Origin of the sequence: uncultured Flavobacterium sp. (assembly GCF_951805225.1) — a bacterium.
In the GTDB taxonomy this organism is placed as follows: Bacteria; Bacteroidota; Bacteroidia; order Flavobacteriales; family Flavobacteriaceae; genus Flavobacterium.
The window spans coordinates 4,618,257-4,633,024 of record NZ_OX638201.1 but is presented as its reverse complement, the minus strand read 5'-3'; the positions used below and the strand labels follow the sequence as shown (position 1 = coordinate 4,633,024).

Genomic DNA, 14,768 nt, shown 5'->3' with positions numbered 1-14,768 from the left:
TTTGATTAGAAAAAGGGCAATATATTGCTGAGATCACAAAGGGTTTGTGTGTTTCTATTTGTCATTAATTACTCTTCTGATGCCATTTTTTAGGAGAAGTTCGTTGAAGTTTATTAGAAGTCCAAGTTTGTATTTTCCTAATTTCAGATAGGTTAGCGTTTGGGCTAAATGAATTGTGGTTAACGATTCAACGCTTTTAATTTCGATTATAAATTTGTTTTCTACCAGTAAATCAACTCGATAACCACATTCTAATTTTATTTCTTCAAAAATTATTGGAATGGTCTTCTCTTTTTCGACAACAAGTCCGCGTTGTTTAATTTTATAAAACAAACATTCTTGATAAGCATTTTCTAATAAACCTGGTCCCAACGCTTTATGAACATCTATCGCCAACCCAATTATAATATTTGATATCTCGTTTTCTGTCATAGCTTTTTAATAAATTTAACGCAGATTTTCGTATAATATTATTAAGGTTTTACCGCAAAGTGCGCAAAGTTTTTTCGCAAAGTTTGCAAAGTTCTGTAAAGTGATATCTCAATCACTCAGCTTTGTGATCTTATTGCTTGCAATTATCGATATGCAAAATAACTTCTTTTCTTTGCGAAAAAACTTTGTGCGCTTTGCGGTAAAATCACACAAATTTTTTTCGCAAAGTTTATAAAGTTTTGCAAAGTGATGTATTAAGCATAGAGCTTTGTGATCTTATTTGTTTGCAAATATTCATACGCAAAATAACTTCTTTTCCTTTGCGAAAAAACTTTGCGCGCTTTGCGGTAAAATGCGTTTGCAAATCAATTTCCCGCCAATAAATTCTAATATTCTAAAAATCTAATGATCTAAAAATCTAAAATCATTTCTGATTTCTTACATTTGAAACCATGAAAGGAATTAAAATTGTTTTTTGGGTTTTATGGCGTATTTGGTTTTACATCTTAATGGCCATTCCGATATTGATTATGCTGCCGTTTTTGCTGATTTCTATTATATCAGAGAGTGGTTATCCCTATTTCTTTAAAATGGCCCGCATTTGGGCTAAATTTATCCTTTTTGGCATGGGTTTCTATTACAAAGTCGAACGCGAGCAGAAGCTGATTAAAAAGAAAAGCTATATGATCGTGGCAAATCATACTTCAATGACCGATATCATGTTGATGCTGGCGGTAGTTAGAAATCCATTTGTTTTTGTTGGAAAGAAGGAACTTTCGAAGATTCCGTTGTTTGGATTTTTCTATAAAAGAACTTGCATTTTGGTGGATCGAAATTCTTCGAAAAGTAAAAATGATGTTTTCAAAAGAGCTCAAAGCAGACTTAATCAAGGACTTAGTATTTGTATTTTTCCTGAAGGCGGAGTTCCGGATGATGAATCTATTTTGCTGGATGAATTCAAAGATGGTGCTTTCAGATTAGCAATAGAACATCAGATTCCAATTGTTCCAATTGTTTTTGCCGATAATAAAGAACGTTTCTCGTATACTTTTTTAAGTGGAAGTCCTGGAAAAATGCGCGTGAAAGTATTGCCTTTTGTAGAGACAGAAGGACTAGGAAGCGAAAACAGAAAAGAGCTTCGCGATAGTGTAAGACAATTGATTTATAAAGGTTTACTAGAATTTAAAAAGGCAAAGTAAAGCTTCTTAATTATATAAAAATTGAAACCCGACAAACTTTAAAATTTGTCGGGTTTTCTTTTGAATTAAAAACCCCCGTCTTATATTCAAAGCTTTATCTATGAATTATTTTTTCTGAAATAAAACGTAATACTTTTTTAAATTTTAATTTGGTTTTTCGGCGGTTTTTATTGTACAGCGCTTCTATTTTCTCTTTCATACTAAAAAACATTAAACGGTTGATAATAAAGAGTTTGATTAAAACTCAAGTTAATATAATAACAGCTTAGATAGTAAAAACCGAAAAAGGTTGCATGTAACTTTAAAAAAAATGTTAAAAACCCGTTAGCACCAAATAAACTAACGGATTTTTAGGGAACAAACCAACCAAATTTATTCTAAAAAAAGAACGTTTGAAATGGTACTTATGGCCAAATACCAAATCTTATGTCTAGTGTATAGATGAAGGTATTTTAAAATGGTTGCGTCAATTTTTGATTTTTTTTTAAAATAAAAAAAACCGACAGTTATTTAAACTTGTCGGTTTTTTAAAATTGTCAACAATTAGTTGATTTATTGCGTATTAAGCGTTTGCCAATTCTTTGATATGCGCTTTAATTTTTTCTTCTAATTCATCCGCTAATTCTGGATTATCTTTGATTAGGGCTTTTACGGCATCACGACCTTGACCTAATTTTGTATCTCCGTAGCTAAACCAAGATCCTGCTTTTTTAACGATTTCAAATTCAACCGCTAAGTCAAGAATTTCTCCAGTTTTAGAAACACCTTCTCCGTACATAATGTCGAATTCGGCAGTTTTAAAAGGTGGAGCAACTTTGTTTTTTACGATTTTAACTTTAGTTCTGTTACCAATAACGTTCTCACCGTCTTTAATTTGAGATGAACGACGAATATCGATACGTACTGAAGCATAGAACTTTAAGGCGTTACCACCCGTTGTAGTTTCAGGATTACCAAACATAACTCCAATTTTCTCTCTCAACTGGTTGATGAAGAAAACAGTACAGTTTGTTTTGCTAATTGTCCCGGTTAATTTTCTCAAAGCCTGAGACATCAAACGTGCATGAAGACCCATTTTAGAATCTCCCATTTCACCTTCGATTTCACTTTTTGGTGTCAATGCAGCAACAGAGTCAATTACCACAATATCAATTGCTCCTGAACGAATTAAGTTTTCGGCAATTTCTAAAGCTTGTTCCCCGTTATCTGGTTGAGAGATGATCAGGTTTTCGATATCAACGCCTAATTTCTCAGCATAATTTCTATCAAAAGCGTGCTCAGCATCTATAAAAGCAGCAATTCCTCCAGCTTTTTGAGCTTCAGCAATTGCATGTAATGTTAAAGTCGTTTTTCCAGAAGATTCTGGACCGTAAATTTCAATGATTCTACCTCTTGGATAACCATTTACTCCAAGGGCTAAATCAACACCAAGAGAACCTGAAGAAATAGTTTCTACTTCTACAATGGCTTTATCTCCCATTTTCATTACAGTTCCTTTACCGTAAGTTTTATCTAGTTTGTCAAGCGTAAGTTGTAGCGCTTTTAATTTGGCATCTTTTTCTGAACTCATCTCTTTTTTTTCTTTTTCTTTCATCTAAATTTTTCTATTTTTTTCTCTTTCAAACATAAATCAGAAAATGAAACGACTTCCTGAATTAGATTTCTCTAGGCTTATAATTTTTGTAAAATTAGTTCTTTTTTCGAAGTTTGATTGTTCCAAATTGTACCAAAATTAGTACTATAAAAATAAAGCCTTTAATTCTGTAGCATCAGAAGGTTTTATTTTTCCTGCCAATAATAAACTCAATTGTTTACGACGTAAAGCAGCTTCAAAACGTTGAATTTCAAGTTCCGTTTCCGGTATAATTGCAGGCACTTCAACTGGTCTTCCGGTATCGTCTACGGCAACAAATGTATAGATGGCTTCGTTAGCTTTTGTTCTGTTTCCTGATTCGCGATCTTCTACCCAAACATCGATAAAAACTTCCATCGAACTTTTGAAAGATCTTGAAACTTTTGCTTCAACAGTTACAACACTTCCTAAAGAAATTGCTCTGTTAAAAGCTACGTGATTTACAGATGCCGTAACCACAATTCGGCGTGAATGTCTGCGGGCTGCAATACTTGCTGCGCGATCCATTCTGGCCAATAATTCGCCACCAAAAAGGTTGTTTAAAGGATTTGTTTCGCTCGGTAAAACTAAATCAGTTAAGATTGTTAGGGATTCAGAAGGATGTTTTGGATTCATTTTTTTGATGTAAAATTTTATTTTTTGCCATCAGGATTTAAAGATTAAAAAGATTGATAATAATCTATTTTAACGAGTAAAATCTGTGACTTTATTTTTGAAAATTGAGGTTGACTAATTCAACCAATAAACGGCCATTATTGCCGGAATAAAATAAATAACGATAGTTCTCGCTCCATCGTAATCTTTGGCTAATCGTTGTCCGAAAAGCATCATTAACAAACAAATGCAAGAAAATATAGCGCCGTAAAAACCAAATTCGCGTCCGCTTTCTGTTAGTAATTGTATAGCACCAACAACACATAAAATTCCGGAAATTAATTCTAAAATCAAAAGATGAAGTAAGGCCAGAGGCACTTGATTTTTTAATATTGTCTGGGCAAAATGACCTTTAAGCCATTCGACATTGTCTTTCCAGTAAAATATTTTTTCATACCCTGATTGTAAGAACGTTAAGGCTAGAAAAGCCAATAGTAAAATAGAGGCAACATTATTCATTTGAAAATTATTTTTTATGAATTAAACGAGTCAATTTTATAGATAAATCGGTTAGGATTATTTTTGCATTTCCGTTTCTTTCAATGTGATACATCGCATCTGAAAGTTCTTTGAAAATTTCGTGAATGTTATTTCCGTTTACGAAAGGAGCAAAATTTTCGAGTTTAAATTTGTCAACTTTTGGTTCAATGTAAACTAAAGTCGGTGCCTGATAATTAAGCAAAAGTGCCTGACGAAACATTTCGATACAAAACTGAATAAATTTTTTCTGGCTTTCACGACCCAAACCTGCTATTTCTTCGCTCCAGGAAATTAAATCCTGAATCGCAGCAGCATTTCCTTTTGCTCTAAAAGCAGCACGAACCCAATTTACAAACCATTGTTCGAAAGGGTATTCTGAATCGTCTTCTTTTAATAAGTGTAAGGCTTTACTGAAATTCCCTTGCGCTTGATGTGCAATTTTGAAAGCTGATTTTTCGTCGATGTTTTCTTTTGAAATTAAAGCTTCGGCGATTACCTTTTCCGGAAGTCCATTAAAGTGAATTACCTGACAACGAGATCTTATGGTTTGTATAATATCTTCTTCATTTTCAGAAATCAGAATAAAAATCGTTTTATCCGAAGGTTCTTCTAATAATTTTAAAAGCTTATTTGAAGCGGCGATATTCATTTTATCGGCCATCCAGATGATCATGATTTTATAGCCGCCTTCGTAAGATTTCAGCGAAAGCGATTTTAAAACTTCGGTTGCATCTTCGACACGAATTTCACCTTGTTTGTTTTGAACGCCCAGAATTTTATACCAGTCAAATAATCCGCCGTAAGGCATTTCCTGAATAAATGTGCGCCAATCCTGAATGAAGTCTAAACTTTTTGGTTTTGTTTTTACATCCTCGGTCGTAACTGTTGGATAAATAAAATGCAAATCGGGATGCGAGAGGTTTTGAAACTTCAAATTGCAGGAATCATTTCCGTTTGAGTTTTCATTTCCTGTATTGTTACACAAAATGTATTGCGCATAAGCAATTGCTGTTGATAATGTGCCACTTCCTTCTGGCCCAATGAATAATTGAGCGTGTGGAATTCTTCCGGAAGATGCACTTTTTATCAAGTGACTTTTGATGTAATCTTGACCTAAAATTTGAGAAAATTGCATGAAGCAAAGATAGAAGAAAATGATATAGGCAAAAATTTTAGAACAAAAGTTTGCGCACTGCGTTTCATTTCTGTCGGTATTGGTGTTTTACGTTCGATTTTTTGAAGTTTGTTAACCAACTTTTGTTAATAAAGAGACGATTTGAAGGAGATATTAAGACTTTTTTGTTAATAGTTTTTTAAATAAAACGACAAACGTAACAGTTTTTTGGCTATTAATTGAAAATAAAATCGACTTTTAATACTTAATATCTTACGGTTATAATTTTAACAAATTTAACAAAAACCCCGTTAAAACGCACATTTTCTCGACATAAGACCCGATTTTAAGGTTTCTTTAAGCTTTTTTTTTGAAAAAAGAAATCAATAAAGTTGCAATTTAAGTTAAATTATATATTTTTGTTTTCATCAACAACCAATTATATCTAAGAATTTATGAAAGGGAAAATTATTTTATTAAGTACACTTTTTTTCTTGACGACTGGTGCTATTTCGGCACAAGCAAAAAACGCTCCAAGAAGTATCATTAGTACAACTGCACTTATCCGAAAATACCATGATCAGAAAGAATTAAGTGGTATGCAAAAAGGAGAATTGTTAGAATTGTACATCGAGCGTATAAAAGTTTTAGTTAAAACTCTTCCTTACATTGCATTGGTTACTAAACCAGGTGTTACAATGGCAGACTTAGGTATTCCGGACGATTCTGAACACAAAAAAGTTTTAGATGCTCAGGCTGTGGGTACAACAAGTTTCTTAGATACGACAGTAGAATTTCAAAGAAAAATGATGCCGTACTCTGATAAAGGGAACTTGATTGCTGCAATTTTATTTTACGAAAGTACATTGAAATCATTACACGAATTCAACGAATTGAATGAAATGTAATATTTAAAAATATTTTTTAAAACCTTTTTGATTTTGTTTACGTAGATGGTGGAGAACTTTCTGCGGCATTTTGAAAAAGAGATAAAAAACAACAACTCGTTCTCGAAGCGTTCTGGATTTTTTCAGAAAACTCGAGATGAGTTTTTTCATTTACGCATACCCAAATTTATTATTAACCCTAATACCCCCTTATCATGAAAAAAATTACTCAAATGATCTGCGTTCTTTTGACGGTTACAAGTATGAGTGCTCAACAAGAGAAAGGAATTATGGGCTACAACAATTGGTTGAACAACTGGACCGAATTTAAGCCTAACAAAGTAGAATATGGAGAACCAAACCAAATCCTAGCAGGGAACATTTCTGTTAACACTAAACTGCTGAAAAGGAATGTTTATGTTTTACAAGGCAATGTTTATGTTACAAACAACGCTGTTTTAACAATTGAACCTGGAACTTTAATCATCGGTGATTTCGAAACAAAAGGAGCATTGGTAGTTACAAAAGGTGCACAACTTATTGCAGACGGATTAGAAACTGACCCAATTGTATTTACATCTAACCGCAGCCAGAAAAAAGCTGGAGACTGGGGTGGAATTGTAATTCTTGGTGATGCGCCAATCAACAAATTTGGAAATGTTGGTTCATACAACTTAGATCTTGATCCTACACTTACTACTTATGGTGGTGATAATGTTGCCGGAAATTCAGGAGTTTTAAGATTTGTGAGAATCGAATTTGCAGGTAAAAAAGTTAAGGGTGTAGATACTTTCAATGGTTTGACTATTGCTGGTGTTGGATCTAAAACAATCTTAGAAAACATTATGGTAAGCTATTCTGGTGGTGATTCATTTGCCTTTTTTGGAGGTGATGTAAACGCTACTAAATTAGTTTCTTATAAATCTATCAACGACGATTACAAATTTACTCAAGGTGTACAATGTCGTTTATACAACTCATTAGCCGTTAGATCTTCTTACTTATCAAGTAATAAAGACGGTTCTCGTTGCTTGGAAGTAAAATCATTTGAAAAGAAAAATGAAACTGATTTTACTAAAAAACAAACTCTTGTTGTTGCAACAAATATCACTATGCTTAATGACAGTGATAATATCAAAGCTGATATTCAGTCAGGTTTAGTAAAAGAGGCTGTATATGTAGCTGAAACTGCTTCTCTTGAAATGAAAAGAAGCGTAATTTCAGGATTTAATCCAGCTGTATTATTAGATAGTAAAACAGAAATTAATGATGCCAACCTTAAAAAAATCAAATTTGAGGAAATGTACTTTAACCTATGTAACGGAAACATCTTTACAGAGTACAATTCTAACAACGAAGATTTAGAAAACTGGTACGGAAACAGTGTGTTCTTTAACGTTTATTCACAAAGTGATAACAAAGAGACTTTCATTGATATTTTTAACCCTAAAAAACCAGATTTCAGACTGCAATTAGGAAAAATTACAGCATCTAGCGGAAACAGATAAATAGATTTCGATTTTTATTTCAAAACGTAAATTTTATTAATAAAGTCCCCAGACACAATTTATGTATTAGTCTCATACGGACCCAAATAAAGATCAAGACATAATGATACTATCTACAAAAAAATATTTCTTATATATAATATTTTTGGTTTCTCCTATGACGTTAAGTCTATATGCACAAAGTACAGCTGAAAGACCTACAATTTCTACTGATTCTAACTGCAAATTAGACGCGTTTAGTGCATTAAACCAAAAGAATGACATAGCTGATAGTAATAGCAGCAAATTAGATAATTCTAATCATTGTATAGTAGGGCTATCCATCCCCAAGGATAGCTCTGCTGTTGCAAATGAGCCGAATAGTCAGTCATCAAACTGTGAAGAAAACTCAACAATTACTTATACTTATTCAGCTCTTGCAAAAGATATTATTGAGAACTATAAGTATGATTTTTCAGAAACATTCATCGACATTTTGTTTTTTGAGCGCATAGATTTAGCAAGAACACGCACTATATGATTCAAAAAACTACTTTAACTATTACGCATTTTTTCCTTTTATTTAGTATTCTGTTTTGTACTGAATCGTCTTTGCATGCCCAATCAATAGTACCTGATATATTAACATTTGACAGAATTTGTGCCGGTGGTTCTACGAATCCTACCTACAAAGCTACATTTACGTATACAGGTTATGCTGTGGGAACTACATTTTCGGTTGAGTTATCAGACAAAACGGGAAGCTTTAGCAATCCAACTGCTATAGTTTTTGTTGGCGAAAATGATGATACTCCAAATAAGAAAACAATAACATTCTCGATTCCGGCAGATATTGTTGGAAGCGATACTTATAGTTTAAGAATTAAAAGTTCTGGCGGTCAACCCGCCAGTCCTAGTTTCTTTTCTTCTACGGCAAAGAAGCAATTTCCAATTTATTACAAAATCCACGACAAGCAATACACCATTAATAATTTTAATGGTTCTGCTACTTTCTGCGCGGGCGGAAGTTTAGTACTTTCTATCGATCCGGACAGAGTAAGTCCAGCAAACGATTCCCCTTTGAAATATCCATCTATAACCTACAATTGGTTTAGAGATAATGGGCCTACTTCGCAACCAACACTTTTGGCTGGAGCAAGTGGTCCAACTTTTACCGTTACAACTGCAGGTACCTATTATGTTGAAAGTAATTATGGTAGCTGTACATCTCTTTCTTATTCAAATAGAGTTGTAGTAAGCGCTTCTGGCGCTGGTTCTGCATTTACAATAGACTCAAGTTTAGGAAATCCTTTTTGTGCAACAGAGGGTGAAGGAACTGTTTTAACAGCAACTGTAGGATCAGGAAATAGTTATGTATGGAAAAAGGATAATGTTGTAATTAATGGCGCTAATACGCGCTCAATTACAGCAACGGAACCTGCAATATATACTGTAGAAATTGACTTTGGAGGATGTACAGGAAGTAGTTCAATAAACCTAAAAAGTAACGGATTTAATGCAAGTATTGACGTTGCAGATGAGTACATATTAAAAGACGGTGAATTACTCAAAGTTAATATTACTACAGATGCGAGCAATCCTAAAGTGGAGTGGTTTTTAAACGGTAATGCAATACAAGGCGCAACAGCAACTAGTTATACAGTTGCAACAATTGGTAGTTATAAAGCGGTAATTTCTCAAACGGCAGGATGCGTTGTTACTAAAGAATTTACTTTCAAAGTTAAATCTGAGACAGCTTTAGTTACGAATGTGATTCCTAACATACTTAAATTAAGCGGAGCGAATCCTTATTGGAATATTCCGGATGTATATAAAAATGATACGACAAAAGTTATTATCATAAGTTCAAATGGCGACAAGGTTCTGGACGTAGTTAATTACCAAGGTGATTGGCCCCAGACAGCAATAGATTTTAAAAATGTAAATCCAGTATATTACTATGTCATTCAATCCGACACAGGTGAAAAAAAAGGATCAATAACTGTGATAAAATAATATGAAGAAAATTTTACTATTCATAACTTTATTTTACGGTTTTTCAAATGCACTCTATTCTCAGGACAAAAATGAGAATGGAGTTGTTTCGTTTTCGTTACCTATCAGAAATTCTTTAAAGTTCAATAGATATTTAATTAACCCTGCATTCAGTTTTGTTCGTGAAACAAACGCCTATGCAAGTTTTTATAATAAAAGGCAATGGGTACAATTTGATAATGCCCCACAAACTTATTTAGCCAATTATTCAGGTCGTTTTAAAGAGAATGAAGCCTTTGCTTTTGGTCTGTTTCAACAAAATTATGGTTTAATGACCGTGTTTGGAGGAATCGGAAACTTTGCTCATAATATCGTTTTAGAAGAAGACAGCAACCTTACTTTTGGTTTGAATGTTGGTTTTTACAAAAGCGGATTAGATCAGGGGAAAATAATCTCAGATGATCCAACCATTTTAAATGGAGAGTATCCGTCAAATATGTTGCTTACCGTTAATCCCGGGATTAACTACGGAACAGCATTTCTTGATTTTGGTTTATCGATCAACAATTTAGTGCTTTACAATTTTGGATCAGGAATCGTAAAAGATGATCCGGAAAGAGCAATTGAATTGCACGCCATGTACACTGGATACATTGACACTTATGGTTTTTTTGACAGAAGTAAATTCTCAGGAATTATTAAAACAGAAGTTAAAAAAGATAAAACAGTTATATCTGGTCTTGGAATGCTTACACTTCAGCAAGGAGTTTGGGCGCAAGCAGGGTACAATACATTATACGGAGTTTCGGCAGGATTAGGAGTTAATATTTCGCCAAGCATTGCTATCGAATATAACTACGAAAGAGGAATGGGAAATTTCTCTAATCTTGGAGGTTCTCATGAATTTGCAATTGCATATAAATTCAAAAACAGAAATTACTATTACGGAGATGATGACGAAGGTTCACTTATAGATCCTTCAAAATCAAAACCAGTACCAGCTAAGAAAAATACAAGCGCTCCAATTACCAGAGTTGATGGAGCCGAAAAAGCAAGACTAGCTGCTGAAGCTAAGGCTACTGCCGATGCTGAAGCGAAACAAGCAAGATTGGCAGCTGCTGAAAAAGTTAAGGCTGACGCCGAAGCTGCAGCAAAAGCAAAATTAGAAGCAGACAATAAAGCTAAAGCAGATGCTGAAGCTATCAAAATAAAATTAGCCGCAGATGCAAAAGCGAAAGCCGATGCAGCCGCAGCAGCCAGAGCACAAACAGCTTCTACAAACAGAGCAGTTGGAACGGCACAAAAAACACAAGCGCAATTAACAGCCGATAAAGCAAGAGCTGATGCAGAAGCACGCAGAATTAAATTAGCTGCAGACAATAAAGCAAGAGTAGATGCCGCTGCAGCAGCAAGAGCACAAGCTATTGCAAATAAACCTGCAGGACCTGGTTCAGCAGCACAAAAAACACAAGCGCAACTAGCAGCTGATAAAGCAAAAGCAGATGCAGAAGCTATGAAAGCGAAGTTGGCAGCAGATAAATCTAAAGCAGATGCCGAAGCTGCAGCAAAAGCAAAAGCTGCTGCGCCACAAAAAACGCAAGCACAATTAACTGCTGAGAAAGCTAAAGCAGATGCAGAAGCGGCAGCTAAAAAATTAGAAGCTGATAATAAAGCAAAAGCCGATGCAGAAGCATTAAAAGTTAAACTAGCTGCTGATGCAAAAGCAAAAGCTGACGCCGCAGAAGCGAAACGTAAAGCAGATGCAAAAGCAAAAGCTGAAGCTGCAGACTTACAATCGATTCTTGCTGCAGATGCAAAAGCAAAAGCAGACTCAGACGCATATCAAGCTAGATTGGCCGCAGAAGCTAAAATAAAGGCCGCTGAGGCAGTAAAAACAAAAGCGAGTATTGATGCTGCAAACAAAGCAAAACTTGCCGCTGCTGCGAAAGCAAAAGCTGCTGAAGATGCTGCATTAAAAGAAAAACTAGCTGCTGATGCAAAAGCAAAAGCTGATGCAGAAGCAAGACAAGCAAGACTTGCTGCAGAAGCGAAAGCAAAAGCTGATGCAGAAGCTTTAAAAATTAAACAAGCTGCAGATGCTAAAGCAAAAGCAGAAGATGACATATTACAAGCTAAACTAGCCGCAGACGCAAAAGCCAAAGCTGATGCAGAAGCAATACAAGCTAAACTAGCTGCAGATGCAAAAGCAAAAGCTGATGCAGAAGCATTACAAGCGAAATTAGTTGCAGACGCAAAAGCAAAAGCCGACGCAGAAGCTCTTAAAGTAAAACAAGCTGCTGATGCAAAAGCAAAAGTTGAGGAAGATGCTCGTCAGGCAAAATTAGCCGCAGACGCAAAAGCAAAAGCTGACGCGGAAGCATTACAAGCTAAATTAGTTGCAGATGCAAAAGCAAAAGCCGATGCAGAAGCTCTTAAAGCTAAACAAGCTGCAGATGCAAAAGCAAAAGCTGACGCAGAAGCTTTACAAGCTAAACTTGCAGCAGATGCAAAAGCCAAAGCTGACGCAGAAGCATTACAAGCAAAATTAGCTGCTGATGCAAAAGCCAAAGCTGACGCGGAAGCATTACAAGCTAAACTTGCAGCAGATGCAAAAGCCAAAGCTGACGCAGAAGCATTACAAGCGAAATTAGCTGCAGACGCAAAAGCAAAAGCTGATGCAGAAGCGTTACAAGCAAAATTAGCTGCTGACGCAAAAGCAAAAGCTGATGCAGAAGCACGTCAAGCAAAACTTGCTGCAGATGCAAAAGCAAAAGCTGACGCAGAAGCATTACAAGCTAAACTTGCTGCAGATGCAAAAGCAAAAGCAGATGCAGAAGCATTACAAGCTAAACTTGCTGCAGACGCAAAAGCAAAAGCTGACGCAGAAGCATTACAAGCGAAATTAGCTGCAGACGCAAAAGCAAAAGCTGATGCAGAAGCATTACAAGCAAAACTTGCTGCAGATGCCAAAGCGAAAGCAGACATGGAAGCTTTACAAGCAAAATTAATAGCTGATGCAAGAGTAAAAGCTGATGCAGAAGCAACAGCAAAAGCGAAAGCCGATGCAGAAGCAAAACAATTACAAGAAGCTGAAGATGCCCGTCAGGCAAAATTAGCTGCAGACGCAAAAGCGAAAGCTGATGCAGAAGCTCTTAAAGCTAAACAAGCTGCTGATGCAAAAGCCAAAGCTGACGAACAAGCACTTCAAGCTAAACTTGCTGCTGATGCAAAAGCTAAAGCCGACGCAGAAGCATTACAAGCAAAATTAGCCGCAGACGCAAAAGCTAAAGCTGACGCAGAAGCATTACAAGCAAAACTTGCTACAGATGCAAAAGCAAAAGCTGATGCAGAAGCATTACAAGCGAAGTTAGCTGCAGATGCAAAAGCCTTACAAGCAAGACAAGCTGCTGAAGAAAAAGCAAAAGTTGAAGAAGAAGCACGTCAGGCGAAACTAGCCGCAGACGCAAAAGCAAAAGCAGATGCAGAAGCACAACAAGCTAAACTAGCTGCTGATGCAAAAGCTAAAGCTGACATGGTTGCACTTCAGGCAAAATTATTAGCTGATGCAAAAGTAAAAGCAGATGCTGAGGCAACTGCAAAATTACAAGCAGAAGAAGAAGCTAGACAATTGCAATTAGCAGAAGAAGCACGTCAGGCGAAATTGGCTGCTGATGCAAAAACTAAAGCCGATGCAGAAGCATTACAAGCAAAATTAGCTGCAGACGCAAAAGCAAAAGCTGACGCAGATGCATTAAAAGCAAAACAAGCTACAGATGCAAAAGCAAAAGCTGAAGAAGACGCAATCAGAGCGAGACAAGCTGCAGAAGAAAAAGCCAAAGCTGATGCAGAAGCATTACAATTAAAATTAGCTGCAGATGCAAAAGCGAAAGCCGATGCAGAAGCATTACAAGCAAAATTAGCTGAAGAAGCTGAATTAAAAGCTAAGCTTGCTGCTGATGCAGCCGCTGCAAAAGCTGCTTCGGCACCAAAAGATGACACAGCAAAAGCAATTGATAATTTGGCGTTGTCTATCGAAAATTCAGCTAAAGCGCAAAATGATATATTGGCACAATTTAATGCGACAGTGGCTAACAAACAAAAAGACCTGAACGACTTAAAAGAAGAGAATGACTTAAGTGATAAAGGAATTTATAAAGAGCCTAAACCATTCAAAAGTGTTGCCGCAGAAAATAGTCAGTTGGAAGCATTAAAAAACCAACTTGCTGATGCAAACAGAATGCAGAAAGAGGAAATTGATAAGTTGACTAATTTGTATAATGAAAGACTTAAAAAAGTTCCGAATAAAAATGATGCTTTAAACAGAGCTTATTTAGAAAAAATAAACCAATTAAAAGCAGCACAAATAAAAGCAGAACAAGATAGTGCAGCATTACTGGCGAATTTAGAACGTATTAAAGCTGAAACTGAAATCGAGAAAAAACGTAGAATTAAACGTGCGGCTTACGAAAATGATCAGGGAAGATATGCGCAGGATGTAGCAGCTCTTAAACGTATTAAGGAAACAACAAAACCAAGTAGCACACCATTAACTGCAAACGATTTTGATTTTGGAGAAGATCAGTCAAACATGCAGATTATTAAGAATATTAAAAATTCTGATAGTGGTTATTATTTGATTATCGCGGTTCACAGCAGTGCAGAGAAAAGAGATGAATTCCTTGCCAAAGCGGTTGCAGCAGGACGTACAGATGTTAATTTCTTTTATAATATAACAACAAGTAAATATTATATCTATTACGAGAAATATGAAGGTTTATCTGAAGCAACTAAGGCATTAGAAGCAAAAGGAACCAAGCCGTATAATGGGAAAATGGCGATCGTAAAAGTTGAGAATTAATATCAATAAGTTTAAAGAGTTGGTCCTTC

General features: G+C 35.5%; 11 protein-coding genes. 6 read left to right on the top strand and 5 right to left on the bottom strand.

The genetic code is table 11. The annotated features are described in order from the left end of the window. Positions 1-54: 54 nt before the first annotated feature. Complete coding sequence (locus WN975_RS19220; RefSeq protein WP_337967898.1) at positions 55-432, bottom strand: GxxExxY protein; 378 nt, start codon at positions 430-432, stop codon at positions 55-57. A 452-nt stretch (positions 433-884) separates the two neighbouring features. On the opposite strand from WN975_RS19220, the gene WN975_RS19215 reads away from it, so the two are divergent. Next, the gene (locus tag WN975_RS19215) at positions 885-1,631 is read left to right on the top strand and encodes a lysophospholipid acyltransferase family protein (RefSeq protein WP_337967897.1); all 747 of its coding nucleotides are present in this window, start codon (positions 885-887) and stop codon (positions 1,629-1,631) included. 562 nt (positions 1,632-2,193) lie between these two features. On the opposite strand, the gene recA is transcribed toward WN975_RS19215, so the two are convergent. From recA to WN975_RS19195, 4 genes are all read right to left on the bottom strand, one after another. After that, positions 2,194-3,201 (bottom strand): recombinase RecA, encoded by a 1,008-nt coding sequence (recA, locus tag WN975_RS19210; RefSeq protein WP_337969009.1) that lies wholly within the window; start codon positions 3,199-3,201, stop codon positions 2,194-2,196. Between the two features lie 168 nt (positions 3,202-3,369). Continuing rightward, positions 3,370-3,879 carry an acyl-CoA thioesterase gene (locus WN975_RS19205; RefSeq protein ID WP_099710090.1) on the bottom strand — a complete coding sequence of 170 codons (510 nt, stop codon included), beginning with the start codon at positions 3,877-3,879 and terminating at the stop codon, positions 3,370-3,372. A 114-nt stretch (positions 3,880-3,993) separates the two neighbouring features. Continuing rightward, a complete protein-coding gene (locus WN975_RS19200; protein ID WP_337967896.1) occupies positions 3,994-4,377 on the bottom strand; it encodes a DoxX family protein in 384 nt (127 codons plus the stop codon). A gap of 7 nt (positions 4,378-4,384) precedes the next feature. Beyond that, positions 4,385-5,533 (bottom strand): DNA polymerase III subunit delta', encoded by a 1,149-nt coding sequence (locus tag WN975_RS19195; protein WP_099710088.1) that lies wholly within the window; start codon positions 5,531-5,533, stop codon positions 4,385-4,387. A 434-nt stretch (positions 5,534-5,967) separates the two neighbouring features. Between WN975_RS19195 and WN975_RS19190 the strand changes: the two genes are divergently transcribed. The 5 genes from WN975_RS19190 to WN975_RS19170 all read left to right on the top strand — a co-directional run bounded on the left by WN975_RS19190 (position 5,968) and on the right by WN975_RS19170 (position 14,739). Then, positions 5,968-6,420, top strand: a complete 453-nt coding sequence (locus WN975_RS19190) for a hypothetical protein (RefSeq protein ID WP_121328049.1) — start codon at positions 5,968-5,970, stop codon at positions 6,418-6,420. A 194-nt stretch (positions 6,421-6,614) separates the two neighbouring features. Further along, complete coding sequence (locus WN975_RS19185) at positions 6,615-7,907, top strand: hypothetical protein (protein ID WP_337967895.1); 1,293 nt, start codon at positions 6,615-6,617, stop codon at positions 7,905-7,907. Between the two features lie 103 nt (positions 7,908-8,010). Beyond that, positions 8,011-8,427 (top strand): hypothetical protein, encoded by a 417-nt coding sequence (locus WN975_RS19180; RefSeq protein ID WP_337967894.1) that lies wholly within the window; start codon positions 8,011-8,013, stop codon positions 8,425-8,427. Next, positions 8,424-9,902 (top strand): gliding motility protein SprC, encoded by a 1,479-nt coding sequence (gene sprC / locus WN975_RS19175; RefSeq protein ID WP_337967893.1) that lies wholly within the window; start codon positions 8,424-8,426, stop codon positions 9,900-9,902. Before WN975_RS19180 ends, sprC begins: the two co-directional genes overlap by 4 nt. Position 9,903: 1 nt before the next feature. Beyond that, positions 9,904-14,739, top strand: coding sequence for a type IX secretion system membrane protein PorP/SprF (locus WN975_RS19170; protein WP_337967892.1), 4,836 nt, complete (start codon positions 9,904-9,906; stop codon positions 14,737-14,739). The last annotated feature ends 29 nt before the right edge of the window (positions 14,740-14,768 follow it).

Excerpts from the sequence above, each read along its gene's own strand:
- WN975_RS19220 (WP_337967898.1), bottom strand. The coding sequence starts at position 432 with ATGACAGAAAACGAGATATCAAATATTATAATTGGGTTGGCGATAGAT.
- WN975_RS19215 (WP_337967897.1), top strand. The coding sequence starts at position 885 with ATGAAAGGAATTAAAATTGTTTTTTGGGTTTTATGGCGTATTTGGTTT.
- recA (WP_337969009.1), bottom strand. The coding sequence starts at position 3,201 with ATGAGTTCAGAAAAAGATGCCAAATTAAAAGCGCTACAACTTACGCTT.
- WN975_RS19205 (WP_099710090.1), bottom strand. The coding sequence starts at position 3,879 with ATGAATCCAAAACATCCTTCTGAATCCCTAACAATCTTAACTGATTTA.
- WN975_RS19200 (WP_337967896.1), bottom strand. The coding sequence starts at position 4,377 with ATGAATAATGTTGCCTCTATTTTACTATTGGCTTTTCTAGCCTTAACG.
- WN975_RS19195 (WP_099710088.1), bottom strand. The coding sequence starts at position 5,533 with ATGCAATTTTCTCAAATTTTAGGTCAAGATTACATCAAAAGTCACTTG.
- WN975_RS19190 (WP_121328049.1), top strand. The coding sequence starts at position 5,968 with ATGAAAGGGAAAATTATTTTATTAAGTACACTTTTTTTCTTGACGACT.
- WN975_RS19185 (WP_337967895.1), top strand. The coding sequence starts at position 6,615 with ATGAAAAAAATTACTCAAATGATCTGCGTTCTTTTGACGGTTACAAGT.
- WN975_RS19180 (WP_337967894.1), top strand. The coding sequence starts at position 8,011 with ATGATACTATCTACAAAAAAATATTTCTTATATATAATATTTTTGGTT.
- sprC (WP_337967893.1), top strand. The coding sequence starts at position 8,424 with ATGATTCAAAAAACTACTTTAACTATTACGCATTTTTTCCTTTTATTT.
- WN975_RS19170 (WP_337967892.1), top strand. The coding sequence starts at position 9,904 with ATGAAGAAAATTTTACTATTCATAACTTTATTTTACGGTTTTTCAAAT.